Annotated in this window: 17 protein-coding genes and 3 pseudogenes; 9 read left to right on the plus strand and 11 right to left on the minus strand. The window is 40.2% G+C overall.

The window, feature by feature from the left end; genetic code table 11:
• The 3 genes from HYG93_RS18175 to HYG93_RS18185 form a co-directional block, all read right to left on the minus strand.
• The coding region (locus HYG93_RS18175) for a transposase (RefSeq protein ID WP_178962736.1) at window positions 1–298 on the minus strand (298 nt) is incomplete at its 3' end.
• A 246-nt stretch (window positions 299–544) separates the two neighbouring features.
• Window positions 545–1,183, minus strand: coding sequence for a glutathione S-transferase family protein (locus HYG93_RS18180; protein ID WP_178962737.1), 639 nt, complete (start codon window positions 1,181–1,183; stop codon window positions 545–547).
• Window positions 1,184–1,199: 16 nt separating this feature from the next.
• A complete protein-coding gene (locus HYG93_RS18185; RefSeq protein ID WP_178962738.1) occupies window positions 1,200–2,219 on the minus strand; it encodes an NADP-dependent oxidoreductase in 1,020 nt (339 codons plus the stop codon).
• A 143-nt stretch (window positions 2,220–2,362) separates the two neighbouring features.
• Between HYG93_RS18185 and HYG93_RS18190 the strand changes: the two genes are divergently transcribed.
• Together HYG93_RS18190 and HYG93_RS18195 are read left to right on the plus strand one after the other, a co-directional pair.
• Window positions 2,363–2,971 (plus strand): TetR/AcrR family transcriptional regulator, encoded by a 609-nt coding sequence (locus HYG93_RS18190; protein ID WP_178962739.1) that lies wholly within the window; start codon window positions 2,363–2,365, stop codon window positions 2,969–2,971.
• A gap of 115 nt (window positions 2,972–3,086) precedes the next feature.
• A complete protein-coding gene (locus tag HYG93_RS18195) occupies window positions 3,087–3,317 on the plus strand; it encodes a hypothetical protein (protein ID WP_042053084.1) in 231 nt (76 codons plus the stop codon).
• Window positions 3,318–3,400: 83 nt separating this feature from the next.
• On the opposite strand, the pseudogene HYG93_RS18200 reads toward HYG93_RS18195, so the two are convergent.
• The 3 genes and pseudogenes from HYG93_RS18200 to HYG93_RS18210 all read right to left on the minus strand — a co-directional run bounded on the left by HYG93_RS18200 (window position 3,401) and on the right by HYG93_RS18210 (window position 6,646).
• Window positions 3,401–4,521 (minus strand): annotated as a pseudogene (locus HYG93_RS18200) (alkene reductase).
• A gap of 199 nt (window positions 4,522–4,720) precedes the next feature.
• Entirely contained in the window at window positions 4,721–5,398 is a 678-nt protein-coding gene (locus tag HYG93_RS18205; RefSeq protein ID WP_178962740.1) for a type 1 glutamine amidotransferase domain-containing protein, read from the minus strand.
• 90 nt (window positions 5,399–5,488) lie between these two features.
• A complete protein-coding gene (locus HYG93_RS18210) occupies window positions 5,489–6,646 on the minus strand; it encodes an iron-containing alcohol dehydrogenase (protein WP_042757970.1) in 1,158 nt (385 codons plus the stop codon).
• Window positions 6,647–6,830: 184 nt separating this feature from the next.
• Here HYG93_RS18210 and HYG93_RS19555 point away from each other — a divergent pair.
• Window positions 6,831–7,037 (plus strand): annotated as a pseudogene (locus HYG93_RS19555) (IS3 family transposase); the annotation flags it as partial.
• 211 nt (window positions 7,038–7,248) lie between these two features.
• On the opposite strand, the gene HYG93_RS18215 reads toward HYG93_RS19555, so the two are convergent.
• The 4 genes from HYG93_RS18215 to HYG93_RS18230 all read right to left on the minus strand — a co-directional run bounded on the left by HYG93_RS18215 (window position 7,249) and on the right by HYG93_RS18230 (window position 10,259).
• Window positions 7,249–7,551 carry a putative quinol monooxygenase gene (locus tag HYG93_RS18215; RefSeq protein WP_004679538.1) on the minus strand — a complete coding sequence of 101 codons (303 nt, stop codon included), beginning with the start codon at window positions 7,549–7,551 and terminating at the stop codon, window positions 7,249–7,251.
• Between the two features lie 239 nt (window positions 7,552–7,790).
• Window positions 7,791–8,621, minus strand: coding sequence for an S-formylglutathione hydrolase (fghA, locus tag HYG93_RS18220; RefSeq protein WP_178962741.1), 831 nt, complete (start codon window positions 8,619–8,621; stop codon window positions 7,791–7,793).
• 228 nt (window positions 8,622–8,849) lie between these two features.
• Window positions 8,850–9,962 (minus strand): S-(hydroxymethyl)glutathione dehydrogenase/class III alcohol dehydrogenase, encoded by a 1,113-nt coding sequence (locus HYG93_RS18225; protein WP_178962742.1) that lies wholly within the window; start codon window positions 9,960–9,962, stop codon window positions 8,850–8,852.
• 21 nt (window positions 9,963–9,983) lie between these two features.
• Window positions 9,984–10,259, minus strand: coding sequence for a metal/formaldehyde-sensitive transcriptional repressor (locus HYG93_RS18230; protein ID WP_001133624.1), 276 nt, complete (start codon window positions 10,257–10,259; stop codon window positions 9,984–9,986).
• 470 nt (window positions 10,260–10,729) lie between these two features.
• Here HYG93_RS18230 and HYG93_RS18235 point away from each other — a divergent pair, with 470 nt between their 5' ends.
• Window positions 10,730–11,725, plus strand: coding sequence for a zinc-dependent alcohol dehydrogenase family protein (locus tag HYG93_RS18235; protein WP_178962743.1), 996 nt, complete (start codon window positions 10,730–10,732; stop codon window positions 11,723–11,725).
• Window positions 11,715–12,731: a zinc-dependent alcohol dehydrogenase family protein gene (locus tag HYG93_RS18240; RefSeq protein WP_178962744.1), complete on the plus strand. Its 1,017-nt coding sequence runs from the start codon at window positions 11,715–11,717 to the stop codon at window positions 12,729–12,731. Before HYG93_RS18235 ends, HYG93_RS18240 begins: the two co-directional genes overlap by 11 nt.
• A gap of 14 nt (window positions 12,732–12,745) precedes the next feature.
• On the opposite strand, the gene HYG93_RS18245 is transcribed toward HYG93_RS18240, so the two are convergent.
• The gene (locus HYG93_RS18245) at window positions 12,746–13,645 is read right to left on the minus strand and encodes a LysR family transcriptional regulator (RefSeq protein WP_178962747.1); all 900 of its coding nucleotides are present in this window, start codon (window positions 13,643–13,645) and stop codon (window positions 12,746–12,748) included.
• 135 nt (window positions 13,646–13,780) lie between these two features.
• On the opposite strand from HYG93_RS18245, the gene HYG93_RS18250 reads away from it, so the two are divergent.
• The 4 genes and pseudogenes from HYG93_RS18250 to HYG93_RS18265 all read left to right on the plus strand — a co-directional run.
• The gene (locus HYG93_RS18250; protein ID WP_178962745.1) at window positions 13,781–14,521 is read left to right on the plus strand and encodes an SDR family oxidoreductase; all 741 of its coding nucleotides are present in this window, start codon (window positions 13,781–13,783) and stop codon (window positions 14,519–14,521) included.
• A 73-nt stretch (window positions 14,522–14,594) separates the two neighbouring features.
• Complete coding sequence (locus HYG93_RS18255) at window positions 14,595–15,593, plus strand: zinc-binding alcohol dehydrogenase family protein (RefSeq protein WP_178962746.1); 999 nt, start codon at window positions 14,595–14,597, stop codon at window positions 15,591–15,593.
• A gap of 20 nt (window positions 15,594–15,613) precedes the next feature.
• Entirely contained in the window at window positions 15,614–15,898 is a 285-nt protein-coding gene (locus HYG93_RS18260; RefSeq protein ID WP_004961419.1) for a putative quinol monooxygenase, read from the plus strand.
• 142 nt (window positions 15,899–16,040) lie between these two features.
• Window positions 16,041–16,348 (plus strand): annotated as a pseudogene (locus tag HYG93_RS18265) (transposase); the annotation flags it as partial.
• Window positions 16,349–16,471 lie beyond the last annotated feature (123 nt).

Raw genomic sequence — 16,471 nt, forward strand, 5'->3', positions numbered from 1 at the left:
GCTCCGCCTGGGCGAAAAAAGCGGCTGCTTTACGCAGAATTTCATTGGCACGCTTTAATTCTTTGATTTCACGTTCCATTTGCTTCATTTTTTCTTGATCAGAGATCTGTTGTACTTTAATAGGATTTTGCTCATCTAAATGCTTTTGATGCCAAGCACGAAGTGTTTCAGGAGTACAACCAATCTTAGGCGCAATAGCTGTGATCGCAGCCCAATTAAATGGATAGTCTTTTTCAGATTCAATCAATAATTGAACCGCTCTTTCTCTGATTTCAGGGGTATATTTTAATTTGGTCATCGGAACATTCTCTCAGAATACTGAGTCTCCGACAAACCCGGTACGGTTCACTCTTTTGATAGGAATTTGCAGGGGAAGAATAGGCGAAACTTGTCTTAAACAATTGTCATTCCTTATCTTTAAAACAGAGAACGCCCAATGAAATTCATTGGGCGTTTAATTTAAATAAGTGTCAGCTTATTTTTAACTAGATGTACTTGTCAATGACGATTCTTTTTCTCAATTGCCTTGAAAAAAACAATTTTGCTATTTTTGACTTTTCACACCATTTTGTTCAATTTGTACTGCGCCTTGCCAGCTAGGTAGTTGGCTTAAACCTGCTACATAACGTTGGATATGCGGATAATTTTCTCCTTGTCCCATATGATGAACTAAAGCATGTAGTCCAAAGCCCATCATAAAGTCAGCACCGGTTAAACGGTCTGCCACTAGAAATTCTTTATCTTTTAAATATTCATTTAAATAGCTAAATACTTTATCGAACTCAACTTGAGTATAATTTTCTAGAAATACCAACTTCGTACCCTGCTTGGTTTCTATCGCATTAAACGTTTTTAACAAAAATGGCAGCATGGCAGAGCTTTCTGAGAAATGAATCCACTGTAGATAATCGACATAGGTAGGTTCATCCATATCTGGTGCTAAATGCGGCGCAAGTTGCTGAATTAATAACTCAACGATTGCGCCTGACTCTGCAATAACTTTGCCATCCCATTCCAATACTGGAGATTTCCCTAAAGGATGAATGGTTTTTAAAGATTCAGGAGCCAAATGCGTGCTTGAGTCACGATAATAGCGTTTCAGCTCATAGGGCTGCTTGATTTCTTCAAGTAACCACAAAATGCGAAAAGAACGTGATTGATCTAAATGATGTAGTGTAATCATGATAATTCCTATTTTTTTAAATTTTTACAACCACTTTGCCAAAGTTTTCGCCTTTCAACATACCATTGAAAGCATTGATCGTGTTATCTAAACCTTGCACCATATGCTCTTTATATTTGATTTTTCCGTCTTTCAACCATTCAGACATTTGCTGATAGAATTGGGGATACTGACTGCCATAATCATCAAAAATAATAAAGCCTTGCATGCGAATACGCTTTTTTAAAAGGGTGGAAATAAAGCCCGGTAAACGGTCTGGCCCTTGTACTTGCTCGGTAGCGTTATACTGGGAAACCACACCACACACCGGTACACGTGCCGCAGAGTTAAGCAATGGCCATACCGCATCAAACACTTTACCCCCTACATTCTCATAATAAATATCAATACCATTGGGAGCTACTTGTTGTAATTGTTCTGCAAAATTTTCATCATGATGATTGATACAAGCATCGAAGCCGAGTTCTTCTACAGCATAACGGCATTTTTCAGGCCCACCTGCGATGCCAACCACGCGACAACCTTTAAGTTTGCCAATCTGTCCAACCGTAGCACCAACAGGTCCCGTTGCAGCTGCAACGACTAAAGTTTCACCGGCTTTAGGCTGACCAATGTCCAACAGCCCCATATAAGCAGTGAATCCTGGCATTCCCAAAATACCCAATGCCCAAGATGGATGTTCAGGTTGCATACCTAAGCTTTGACATGCAGTCCCATTAGAAATTGCGTAGCCCTGCCAGCCATTTCCGGAAAGAACCCACTCGCCTTCTTTGAATTTTTGGTTTTTAGAGGCCACCACTTGACTGACTGTTCCACCGACCATCACTTCGCCAATTTCAACCGGTGCTGCATATGAAGGAGCATCACTCATGCGACCACGCATATAAGGATCGAGTGACAAGTAAATGGTTTTTAACAATATCTCGCCTTGTTTAAGTTCATTGAGTTCAACTTGTTCAATACGAAAATCGCTGTGTTTTGGCTCACCCACTGGCCGTTTAGCTAAAACGATGCGTTGATTAATAACTGCTTTCACACATATAACTCCATGTTTTATTTAGAAATATTTCTCTTCACAATCAAAAATTATGATTAAAATTTCTTTACATCCATTGTAGATGAGTTATAATAAAAAACAATACGACTGGTCTATTTTTTACAATAGAGTAAATAATTAATATGAAGCCTAATCCTATTAAAAAGTCTGAAGCGAAGCGCTTACACATTCTTAACACCAGTTCAGACCTGATTTTGCATAAAGGTTTTACCGGTGTAGGATTACAGGAAATTTTACAGAGCTGTGAGATCCCCAAAGGCTCGTTTTATCATTATTTCCAATCTAAGGAAGCTTTCGGATGTGAATTGGTACAACATTATGTGGATAATTACCAAGTACGTTTAAATGATGTATGTCGTAGTGACAAATCCCCTTATCAAAAGCTGATTGAGTATTTTAATTTATGGATAGAAGATCCTGAAACACAGTGTGGTTGGGCGGATAGCTGTTTAATTGTGAAACTTGCCGCAGAAGTTGCCGATCTATCCGAAGATATGCGCTCCATTATGTCCGCTGGCGTCGATGATGTAATCGAACGTATTGCTGGTTTAATTGATTTGGGTAAACAGGATCAGTCTATCCAAGCAGATACTGAAGCCTCGACGTTGGCACAAGTACTTTACCAAATGTGGTTAGGTGCAGCATTACTGAGTAAGTTGCAAAAAGATAAAACACCATTACATCAAGCTCTGAGAGCAACTAAATTTCTATTAAAAAGTGAAGATTCATAAAAATTGAATTGAATATCAAATACGTAATTAATAATTCATGATAGCGATCCAATGATTATTTATTAATGTGTTGCTATTAGATCAATTTACAATCCATGAATGAGTATAGCGCACAATGAATTCTTCCTCTAAAGCCCTCATGACTCGTATTTTAGTCGGATATTTAGGCTTATATCCCACACTATTACTAGTACTCACTTTATTAAAGCCAATTACTGAGCATCAAAGTTTCCCGATGATGGTGTTGATTGAAGTCATAGTATTAGTGCCAGTAACGCAACTGATTTCTTTCCCACTGGCAGGTTGGCTCATTACACAGCTAAAAAATTTTAAGAACTTGTTTTAAGAAGAAATTGTGCTGGCAACAACAATCCTAAGTCCTTATTTTGCCAACCACAAAGGTTGGCAAAATAACTCATTAAGTCAATATTAATCTGCGTAAGCTGGATAATCAATATAGCCTTTTTCCGTCCCACCATACATAGTGCTTGCATCTACCGCATTCAATGGCCAGCCATTGGCGATGCGATCGGGTAAATCCGGATTCGCAATGAATGGGCGTCCAAATGCAATTAAATCGGCCAGCCCTGCCTCTAAAATTCGAGCCCCTCTTTCTGCCGTATATCGACCTGCATAAATATTCCGACCACTGAAAGTGTCTCTGACATCTTTACGAAAATCATGAGGAAGTTCTGGTGCATTATCCCAATCAGCTTCTGCAATCGATAAATAGGCAATCCCAACTTCTTCAAGTATTTTTATTGTTTCAATATAAGTCACATGTGGATCATCTTCAACTAACCCCATGTCAACACGATCTTCCTCTGTACTTTCAAATAGCGGGGCAAAACGCACTCCTAAACGATCTGCACCAACCACCTCAGCAACTGCCTGTACTACTTCACGTAAAAAACGCAAACGATTGTTTAGTGATCCACCATATTCATCTTCACGATGGTTACTATGTGCAGAGATAAATTGGTTCACCAAATAACCATTTGCACAATGAATTTCAACTCCATCAAAACCAGCAGCCAAGGCATTGCGTGCAGCTTGAGCATAGAGTTGCACTAATTCTTTAACTTCTGCATTGCTTAAAGCACGTGGCATTGAAGGATCAGCCAAGGCCCCTGCATTGGGCCCGGTCTCAATAAAGACTTTAACATTACTATCAGCCCTTATAGCCGAAGGCGCGACTGGTGATGCATGATCGGGTTGCAAAGATGTATGTGAAACACGCCCAACATGCCAAAGTTGTGCAAAAATAATGCCTCCTTTAGCATGCACTGCTTCCGTCACTTTACGCCATCCAGCAATCTGTTCAGGGCTGTAGACCAGGAGTCCAAGCATAGCCTCGACCACGTGGCTCGATTTGCGTACCTTCGGTGACCATAAATCCTGTCCCAGCACGCTGTTGATAATAGGTTGCCATTATTTGGAATATTCCCTGGTTGAGTACTACGCGACTGCGTTAATGGTGGCAATACAATACGGTTTTGCAAAACATAAGGGCCTAAGCTTAAGTTTTGAAAAAGTTTACTGTCATTCAATTAATTGTATCCAAGTCATCATGACTTAATTGATCTAAATTAAATACCCATCCTTCCTGTATATAGAAAAATAAAGGAAGGAAAGCTATTGACTCAGGCCCTTCACCATTAAGTGACGATTATTTTGCTTGTTGCGCCAGTTGCTCAAAGTCAGAAGTTTTATTCACTGCAAAGCACCACAACAGACACTAGCTACTCTTTATTTCAACAATTGAAGTAATGCTGTAGCGGTTGCAGCAGAAGAGGCTGGATTTTGTCCAGTAACCAGCAAGCCATCTACTTGAACATGTACTTGCCAATCATCTACTTTAGAATAATGACCACCGTTTTCTTTAAGCATGTCTTCAACTAAAAATGGTACAATTTTAGTCAAACCTACAGCGGCCTCCTCAGTATTGGTGAAACCAGTCACTAATTTACCGCTAACTAAAGGCGCTCCATTATTCGCTTTCACATGACGAAGAACACCTGGGGCATGACACACTGCTGCAACAGGTTTGCCAGACTGAATCGCCTGTTCAATCAGAGAAATTGAAATCGGATCTTCTGCTAAATCCCACAATGGGCCATGCCCGCCTGGATAAAACACTGCATCATAATCAGCTACAGAGATTTCGCTAAGTTTATGCGTCTGTGCCAAAGCTTGGATTGCAGTTGGATCAGCTTCAAAACGATGAGTGGTTTCAGTTTGTGCATCGGCTAAATTACTTTTAGGATCTAGTGGTGGCTGCCCACCTTGAGGCGACGCCAGCGTAACTTCAGCACCAGAGTCAATAAAGGTGTAATACGGTGCAGCAAGTTCCTCTAACCAGAAACCTGTTTTCTTACCAGTATTGCCAAGTTGATCATGTGAGGTTAAAACGATTAAAATTTTCATGTTATTTCTCCGATAATTTTCAGGATTGAGGAGCATTGTTGAATGATCACATACCATGTGGCGTGAGCATGCCAGATACGTGCATTTAGCTTAGATGCTCGTCTCGAGAATTTGGCGACTGATCTCTAATGAAACAGTTTTATGTTCGCCTAGCTGTGTAAGATTGTGTGATTTAAGTTGCGTAATGATGATCTCAATATCTGTCTCCCCCAGTCCATAATCGCTAAGACGAGTCGGCAATCCAAGTTGCTCAAAGAAGGCTCGAGTACGAGCAATAGCAGTATCAATACGTTGTTCTTCATCACCTTCGACAATCTGCCAGACACGAGCTGCATACTGTAGTAATTTTTCTCGCTTCTCTTGACGACGCACTTGTAGATTGGCCGGCAACACAATGGCCAAGGTACGAGCATGATCAATACCATGTAAAGCCGTGAGCTCATGTCCAATCAAATGGGTTGACCAATCTTGTGGTACACCAGCTCCAATTAGCCCGTTCAGTGCCATGCTAGCAGCCCACATCAAATTCGCACGCGTGTCATAATCTGCTGAATCTTCCAAGATTTTCGGTCCAATCTCAATCAGAGTTTGCAATAGACCTTCGGCAAAACGATCTTGTACTTGTGCATTGACAGGGTAAGTTAAGTACTGTTCCATGACATGAACAAATGCATCGACTACGCCATTTGCTAATTGGCGCGTCGGCAAGCTAAAAGTTTTATTCGGATCGAGTACGGAAAATTGCGGAAAAACATAGGGGCTGCTAAATGACAATTTGGCTTGGGTCGATTTTCTGGTGACTACACCACCGCTATTCATTTCTGAACCAGTTGCCGGAAGGGTGAGTACACTCGCAAAAGGCAAAGCTTGAGTAATTTTAGTACCATGGGTTTCTAAAATCTCCCATGTATCCCCTGTATAATTGACTGCTGCTGCAATAAATTTAGTACCATCAATTACCGATCCACCACCGACTGCCATCAAGAAATCAATCTTTTGTTCACGAATCAGCTCTACAGCTTTCATGAGGGTTTCATAACTCGGATTCGGCTCAATTCCGCCAAATTCATGAATTTCTCTTGCACCTAATGCTTCACGCACTTCAGCTAAAGTACCATTCTTACGTGCACTTTCACCACCAAACAACATTAATACTTTTGCTTCTGTAGGCACATAGTCATTGATTTTAGCTATTGTATCGCCACCAAAAATAATGCGGGTCGGATTATAAAAGTTAAAATTCAGCATATTTTTATCCTAGGATGATCAGCTAATTGATTTGAAAAACCACCGTTATTCATCAAATAAACTTTAAAAAATTGGACAACATTGCGGCTTATGACTGCACCATGTGCTAACTATACATAAAAATAGACCAGTCGTCTATTTTTATAAAAATTATCTTAGCTTGGCTGACTTTAGTGATGGTTAAACAAATTCAGGCTTGTTCTATACCACTTTTATTATTGATCTATTTTCACGAGCGATTGTTGGATGGAAGATATCAACACGTATGACTTCTGACATGCTCGTGAGCGCATTGGCTAAAACAGTGAATGGCTCATACAAAATAACGATGATTAAATATTTTAAAAGCAGATTGGCACGGTTTAGCAGATGTACAAATGCGACAGTAAATTAGATATATTGGTTCAATATAAAGCATGTACATCGGTTCATTCGTTTATTTACCCTGCCCTGTTTTGGATATTGCCCCATGTAAACGATGAGATTAAGCCAATAAATAAAGTAGCCCAACTTAAAAAAAGCCTCTGACAAACCTCACAGGGTTGAAGTGCTGCCTTTCATTCAAAATTTCAGGCAGCACATTTATACATTTAAGCGTCGGTTTAAGCTGGTAGTTTACTTGCCAAAACATCTACTTTTTCAATAGACGGAGGCTCTGAAAATAGCTCTTCGGCCTGAGCCATCAATGCAGCTGCAACCTTGCCAGATAAATGTGCTTGGCGACCCGCCTCATCAGGAAATGCATCAAAAATACCAAATGTTGTAGGTCCAAGACGTAGGCCAAACCACGCAACTGTCGCGGGTTCTTCCATTACAATAGGTAAACCGCCTTTAAGGAAAGCTTCCACTTCGTCTTCTTTACCCGGTTTAGCTTCAAGACGGACATATAAAGCTGTTTTAAGCATGACTAAAACTCCAGAATTGATTAAAATTAAAACTCATTCTGACATTGCTAATTTATGCATGTCAGAAAGTTTTGTTGTACAACAGTTAAAAACAATTCCCATAGCTGAGCCAAAATTTAGGTTCTTATTTCGACATAATGCTATGAATTTATTCAAGTTAATATCATTAACATTTGAATCAAAAAATATTGCTCAAGAAGCATTCAAGAACAACATGTACATCCTCATATCCATGAAAGTTATTTTGCTAGGAATTTGCTGTGAAACTCTATGTGTTTCTCTATAAAGCTCGCAATGAAGTAATAGCTATGGTCATACCCTTCTCTTAGGTTAAGTGTCAGAGGATATTCTTGTTCCAAACAAATATCACTAAGAAGCTTAGGTCTTAACTGTTCTTCAAGAAAATCATCAGCTGTTCCCTGATCGACTAAAATAGGTAAATGAACTTCAGCTTTTTTGATTAATTCAATCGCATCATAGTTTTTCCATAAAGTTTCGGTTTCACCTAGGTAGTGTGTAAAAGCCTTTTTCCCCCAAGGTACTTGGCTAGGTGCAACAATTGGTGCAAAAGCAGAAATACTTTTATACAGCTCAGGATTTTTTAACCCAATGACTAATGCACCATGACCACCCATGCTATGACCCATAATACTTTGGACTTGATTGGTCGGAAAATTTAGGTCAATCAGATTTCTGAGCTCTTCCACAATATAATCATACATCTTGAAATGCTGTGACCAGGGTGCTTGTGTTGCATTCACATAGAATCCTGCGCCTTGGCCTAAATCATAATCTGCATGATCTGGTACATCTTCTCCACGTGGGCTGGTATCTGGTGCAACAATAATGACTTTATGTTCAGCCGCATACTTTTGTGCTCCGGCTTTAGTAATAAAGTTCTGTTCGTTGCAAGTCAGCCCTGATAACCAATATAAAACTGGCAACCGCTCATCTTTGTCATGAGGTGGCAGATATATTGAGAATTTCATTGAACAGTTTAATGCTATTGACTGATGGCGATACACTTCTTGCGATCCACCAAAGGAAGCATGTTTCTCAATTATTTCCATAATCAATTACCTATGTTGAGCAAGACTTCATGAGAAATCAAGTAAACAAAGAGTCTTACATTCTCCACAGAGAATAGTGATAAAGAATTAAAATGTAGGCAGGTTTATTGAACCTATACACAATGCCTACACAGATAGATCTGTTTTACAGATAATGTACCGTTTTAGAGGATTCCATGCATGTCAATCATGATTCACATGCATGGAAAAGCATAAGGTCTGACGCAATTATTCGTAATGAATTACAGTACGAATTGACTTACCTTCATGCATTAGCTCAAAGGCTTCATTGATCTGATCCAAGCCCATCGTATGTGTCACAAATGGTTCTAATTGAATTTTACCTTTCATGGCATCTTCAACCATTCCTGGAAGTTGCGTACGACCTTTTACGCCACCAAAGGCAGAACCTAGCCATTTACGACCAGTAACCAGTTGGAATGGACGGGTAGAGATTTCCCGACCTGCGCCAGCTACACCAATAATTACGGATTGTCCCCAGCCACGGTGTGCACTTTCAAGGGCTGCACGCATCACATTCACGTTACCAATACACTCAAATGAATGATCTACACCCCAGCCAGTCATTTCGACAATGACTTGCTGAATTGGTTTATCGTAATCTTTCGGGTTCAAGAAGTCCGTTGCACCAAACTCTTTTGCCAGCGCAAATTTATCTGGATTCATGTCAACCACAATAATACGTCCTGCTTTAGCTTGACGTGCGGCTTGTACGACTGCCAGACCAATACCACCTAAACCAAAGACCGCAACACTATCACCTTCTTGTACTTTAGCCGTGTTGTGTACTGCACCGATACCCGTTGTGACACCACAACCCAGTAAGCAGACATGTTCGTGATTGGCTTCAGGATTGATTTTAGCCAATGATACTTCTGCCACTACCGTGTATTCACTGAACGTTGAGCAGCCCATATAGTGGTAAATCGGTTGACCATTATAGGAAAAACGAGTGGTACCATCTGGCATTACGCCTCTACCTTGAGTTTCGCGAACGGAAATACACAAGTTCGATTTTCCAGATTTACAGAATACGCACTCGCCACATTCAGCGGTGTAAAGTGGAATTACATGATCACCTGGTTTGACGCTAGTCACGCCTTCACCAACCTCAACTACGACACCAGCACCTTCATGCCCGAGAATAGCCGGAAAAACACCTTCAGGATCATCGCCAGATAAAGTAAATGCGTCTGTATGACACACACCGGTATGGGAGATCTTGATTAATACTTCACCTTTCTTCGGTGGTGCAACATCAACTTCAACAATTTGAAGAGGTTGACCAGGACCAAACGCAACGGCAGCACGTGACTTCATGGAATAATTCCTTATACAGATCTATTTTAAATATGATTTTAGAATCTTGGCGATTTCAGCCAATTCTTCTTTTCGTTGTTGTTCTGTGGTTTCACCTGATACCAAAGTGTCTTTTAAATGAACCTCTAACATCTCATTCATTAAACCATTAATAGCACCACGCACAGAGCATATTTGTTGCAGAATTGCACCACATTCCACATTGTCTTCTAACGCTTTTTCAATCGCTTGCGTCTGACCTTTGATCTTTCTGACGCGTAGAAGAATCTTTTTTTTGTCTTCAACCTGATTAGGCATCAGACCTCCTTATTTGCTAGCCTTAATACTATAGTACCCCATAGTATAAAAAAAGCAATATTTTTTATAAATCGAAAATCAAAAAGCTCTTTAGCGAAAATTTTCTATCTCTGTTTTTTAGTTTTTTTTAAATTAACATCGTAGAGCTTATGCGAAAGTCACAAAAAAAATGGGGCTTTTAGCTCCCATTTTTATTTTGGCTCATGTTCTTTGTAATGCTGGGACCTTTTAGAATTATGTTTCCAACTTTTAGCCACTTTGTAGATATTTTGAACATTTCAAGCCTTGAAAATACTACCGACAGTTTAGATTAAACTGCCTTTACAGACTGTACTAGAATATTTTTAGTGAGCGAATGATATTTATTATTCATTATTTAGGAATTATTAAATCCTATAAATATCATTTATTGGATTATTTGACTTTGGTAATGTGCACATCATCCCCCCAGTTAAGAATAAGGAACAACTATGAATAAGATGATGAATGCTCTTATCCTAGAAAATTTTGGTGATCATGAATTTAAACGTGTAGAACTGCCTATACCTCAACCAGAGGCTGGGCAAGTTCTAGTACGTATTCATGCTAGTGGTGTAAACCCTATTGATTATAAAATTCGTCTTGGTGAAGCACCATATGCTATGCCAGAGCTTCCTGCCGTGTTGGGAACAGATATGGCTGGGGTTGTCACTGCTGTTGGTGAAGGTGTCACCGACTTCAACGTCGGGGATGAAGTTTACGGTCTGATTGGTGGCGTTCGTGGTCTTCAAGGATCTTTAGCAGAATATGTTGTCGTAGATGCTGATCTGATCGCATTAAAGCCACGGAATATCTCTATGCGCGAGGCAGCAGTACTACCATTGACGTTCCTCACCGCTTGGGAAGGTTTAGTGGATAATGCGAAGGTCCAACCAGGGCAAACTGTACTGGTTCAGGGTGGTGCTGGTGGCGTTGGTTATATGGTGGTTCAGCTTGCAAAAGCACTTGATGCAAATGTTTGGGCGACTGGTCGTACAGCTGATCAATCACTGATTTCAGAACTCGGTGCAACACCTCTCGATTACACAACAGCATCTTCCGATGACATTATTGCTGCAAGCCCTGAGGGTCAAGGTTTTAACATTGTTTACGACACTGTGGGTGGTCCAGTACTCGAAGCTTCACTTTCCATGACAACTCACTATGGCCACATTACCAGCTGTGCTGCATTTGGTAATCATAATTTAGCGAGTTCATCTCTACGGTGTGCCACAGTGTCTGGCGTATTCGTCCTAATGCCGATGTTAACAGGCAATCGCCGTGCTCATCATGGTGATATCCTTAAGATCGCGACTCGTCTCGTTGAGGAAGGTAAACTGCGTCCTATTGTTGATCCTCGTCATTTTACTCTAGACCAAGCGATTGAGGCTCATGATGCTGTTCAAGATCGCTCTGCCAATATTAAGGTCGTGATTGATGTCATTTAACGCACTTCAGGCCAAGACTTGGCGCTTCAATAGTATTGGAGATATAGATGTTCTGACATTAGAAACACTTCCTGTTGCTTTACCAGCAGAAGGAGAAGTTCTAATCCAGATGAAAACGATCGGACTCAACCGGGCTGATGTAATGTTTCGGCGTGGTACTTATATTCAAAAGGCAGTATTCCCTTCTCGTCTGGGATATGAGGGAGCAGGCATAGTTCTGGCAATAGGTGAAGGTGTACGCCAATTTTCTCCAGGAGATGCAGTATCGATTCTTCCGACTGACAATCTAGCCAAATATGGGACATATACGGACAAGCTTCTGATTCCAGAAACCTTTTTAGTTCACAAACCCGATAGTTTAAGCTGGGAAGAAGCTTCTTCAATCTGGATGCAGTATTTGACGGCTTGGGGTGGTGTAATCCATGCTGGTGGAGTTTCGAAAGGAAAAACAATCTTGATCACAGCAGCTTCAAGTAGCGTAGGACTAGCTGCGATACAGATAGCTGAAGCGGCGGGTGCTCAGGTCATTGCAAGTACACAAACGATAGAGAAAAAGCAACGTTTACTGGATCTCGGTGTTAAAAATGTTATAGCCACTGAAGATGAACCCGATTTGTATGAGGCGCTTGTTTCACGTTTGGGTGGAGAACATCTTGATGTCGCCTTCGATGCTGTAGGAGGGCCGCATATTGAACAGATTGCAAAAGCGATGTCTGTAGGAGGAACGATGGTTATGCATGGTGCACTTAGCCCTGAGATCACACCATTTCCCCTTAAAGTTGCATTACGCAAGAGCTTAACCATGCGAGGTTTTTTGTTCCTTGAGGTTCTGCATGACCCTGTTCTAAGAGAGCAAGCCAGACGATTTATTCTTAGCAGTATAGGTGCAGGATATCTTCGTCCAGTGATCGACCGTTGCTTTAACTTTGAGGACATGCATGACGCTCAGCGCTATCTTGAATCAAATCAGCAAATAGGAAAAATTGTAGTTACTCTAGATACATGATGGTCTTATCTGATTCAGGTTTCTATATGGCCCAGCACTTCCACTAAGTAATCAAACAATGCTCGGATTCGCAAAGGTGTCGGGCCCCGCTGTGGACGATATAAATACAGGCGCCAAACAGGAGAGGTTTCCTCATGAAGTATCTGAATGAGCTTACCACTCCTAAGCCACGGCAAAACTAGAAATCCAGGCATGTGTCCGAATCCGACTCCAGCGAGAATAGCTTGAAATTCAGCTTCAAGATCATCTGTAATAAAACGGGGATTTGATGGCGTAAAGCTTCGACTTTCGGTGAATGTCCATGGCCAGTAACGCCCTGTTTTATGATCGACTAGTGCTGTTAGAGGGTATTTATCAAGATCAATAATTTTTTTAGGCATTCCAACCTTATCAATTAACTCTGGCGTACCCACAGAATAAAAGTTCACTTTAGCCAATTCCCTTGCCACATATCGATTGTCCGGCAAAAATCCAAATCTGATCCCGATATCTATCCGCTCATCGATCACATCCGAGTGTGAATCTGTTAGCACACAATCCACGACAATATCTGGATAACGTTTGGCAAATTCTGCTAGTGCAGGTACTACCAATTTACGCCCTAACACAGACGACACAGTAAGACGGACAGTCCCACGCATTTCATCTCGTTTTTCCTTGGTGTCTTTTACAAGCAAAGCATCGATCGATCCCACCGCAAGACGTGCTTGCTTTGCCAGACGCTCACCATCAGCGGTAATTTTAATTTGTCGAGTACTCCTGTAAAACAGAATCTCTCCGCGCTGCTCTTCTAGCTCCTTTATTGCCCGTGTTACTACCTGCGGGGAAATCCCCAGCTGAGTTGCTGCCTCTTTAAAATTTCGAGACTCTGCTGCGACACAAAAGATACGCATCATTTCCAATTTGTTCTGCATATCCAATCCTGTGGTCTGGTAATTATTCCGTAAATAGGAATTCTGAAAGATAATATTATTCATTTATTATACCTAACAAGGCTGTAATACTTAATCCATCAAATATGATTACCAGATAGGTTGAAGGTTACTTGTATGAATAATATAGAAAATAAAGTTGTTGTGATCACTGGTGCAAGTAGTGGTTTAGGTGAAGCTACTGCTCGCTTACTTGCTAAAAAAGGTGCAAAGGTTGTCATTGGTGCTAGACGTACTGAAAAATTAGAGGCTATTGTTCACGACATTCGTGCTGAAGGTGGACAAGCTGAATTTATTGGTATGGATATAACCAAACCACATGAAGTACAAGCACTTATTGAAAAGGCATTAAGCGCATTTGGTCAAATCGATGTATTGGTAAACAATGCTGGATTAATGTCTATTGCACCATTAAGTGAGCTAAAAGTTGATGAATGGGATCGTATGATCGACATTAATATTAAAGGTGTTCTTTATGGTATAGCAGCGACACTACCTGTTTTCCAAAAACAAAACTTTGGACACTTTATTAATCTCGCATCTGTTGCAGGGTTAAAAGTATTTAGTCCAGGAGGTACTGTTTATAGCGGTACTAAGTTTGCTGTAAGAGCCATCTCTGAAGGACTTCGTCATGAAGTTGGGGGAACAATTAGAACGACGACTATTGAGCCTGGAGCAGTTGAGTCAGAACTAAAATTTGGTTCTTCTCATAAAGAAAGTTCAGATTTTGTTACCGATTTCTACAAACAAGCCATACCAGCTGACTCAGTCGCTCGAGCAATTGCTTATGCAATTGAACAGCCTGCGGATGTAGATATTAATGAAATTGTTTTACGCCCAACGGGCCAAGAGTTTTAATAATTGAATAACAAAAAATGGGAGCACCTCGCTCCCATTTTTACTATATTTTTTTAAAGTTGAGGACAAATCTATGAAAGCCGTATCGTATGTTATAAATCACCATGATGATTTTAAAAATTCATTGGTAGATATTGAAAAAGTGAAGCCTACGCTTAAGGAGCGTGATGTACTGGTAAAAGTTCAGGCAATCTCTGTGAATCCAGTTGATACCAAAGTGAGAAAAAATTCGTCTGAAGCAAATAATCGTATTTTAGGTTGGGATGCCGTTGGTGAAATTGTTGAAATTGGCCCAAAAGTTACCTCGTTTAAAGTAGGAGATTCTGTTTGGTATGCTGGCGATTTAACCCGAGATGGTAGTAATGCTGAGTTTCAAGCAGTCGATGAACGAATTATCAGTCTTAAACCCATTACAGTATCTAATGCAGAAGCAGCAGCATTGCCATTGACTGCAATAACGGCATGGGAAATGCTGTTTGATCGGTTTCAAATTTCAGAAACAGAAGTTGGCAGTATTCTGATTATTGGTGGTGCAGGCGGTGTAGGATCTATCGCTATCCAACTCCTAAAAGCAAAAACAAATCTGACCGTTATAGCAACAGCTTCACGTGAAGAAACGAAATCTTGGGTGGAATCACTTGGTGCCGACCATGTCATTGATCATAGCAAAGATTTAAATGCACAAATCGAGACACTAGGCATTGCAAAACCAAAATACGTATTCTCTACAAATCATACAGAAACATATATCAAGCAAATAGTTTCTCTGATTGCACCACAAGGCAAGCTTGGATTAATCGATGATCCACAAACATTTGATATTATGCCGTTTAAGACTAAATCTATTTCTATCCATTGGGAGTTAATGTTCACTCGTTCAATGTATGAAACTGATGATATTGAAAAGCAAGGTGATCTATTGCAACAGGTTGCCCAATTAGTTGACCAGCAAAAAATTAGAAGTACCCTCAACCAAAATCTAGGAAAAATTAACGCTGCACACTTGGAGGAGGCGCATAAGTTGCTTGAATCAGGCAAGTCAAAAGGCAAAATTGTACTAGAAAACTTCTAAAACAAATTCAAGGTGAAATAATGACTATTTCAATAATTGCGAACTTTAAAGCAAAATCAGATCAAAAAGAGACATTAGAAGCGCTTTTAAAAAGTGTAATAGAGCCTACTCTTCAAGAAGAAGGATGCTTGAAATATGAGCTTTATATTAGCGAAAATGACTCGAGTAGATATTTCTTCTTAGAAGAATGGCGTAGCAGAGAGGATTTAGATATCCATATAGCCTCTGATTATATTCAAAGTTTATTTGGTAATATCCAATCGCTCATTGAATCAAGTGATATTGTAGAAATCAAAAAAATATAGCTGTATTCGGACGTTATGATGAACTATTCTTCAAAGTAACAGGTAGTGTTCAAAAAAATAAACCGTACCGGGTTTATTGGAGATAAAACTTTCTGAGATGAAAAGCATTGCTTCGCAAGACGTAGCAAAGCGTAGTGTCCCGATGAAAAAACCAAACTATACCCCCGAAATCAGAGAAAGAGCGGTTCAATTACTAATTGAATCTGAAAAAGATTATCCTTCTACTTGGGCAGCAATCACAGCTATTGCTCCTAAAATCGGTTGTACTCCTGAAACATTGCGTGTTTGGTATTTAAAGCATCTGGATCAACTAAATCCTGCCAAAGTACAACAGATATCTGACCAAGAAAAAATGAAGCAAATGGAACGTGAAATTAAAGAATTAAAGCGTGCCAATGAAATTCTACGTAAAGCAGCCGCTTTTTTCACCCAGGTGGAGCGGTAATCCCCCCTAAAAAATAATAGGATCTAAAAGTAGAATTTTCTCTTAAGATACGAGCAGGAGATTCTGCATGAAAACATCTAAATTTACTGATAGTCAGATCATGTCCATCTTGAAACAGGCAGAATCTG

Origin of the sequence: Acinetobacter sp. SwsAc6 (genome assembly GCF_013391565.1) — a bacterium.
GTDB lineage: Bacteria > Pseudomonadota > Gammaproteobacteria > Pseudomonadales > Moraxellaceae > Acinetobacter > Acinetobacter cumulans.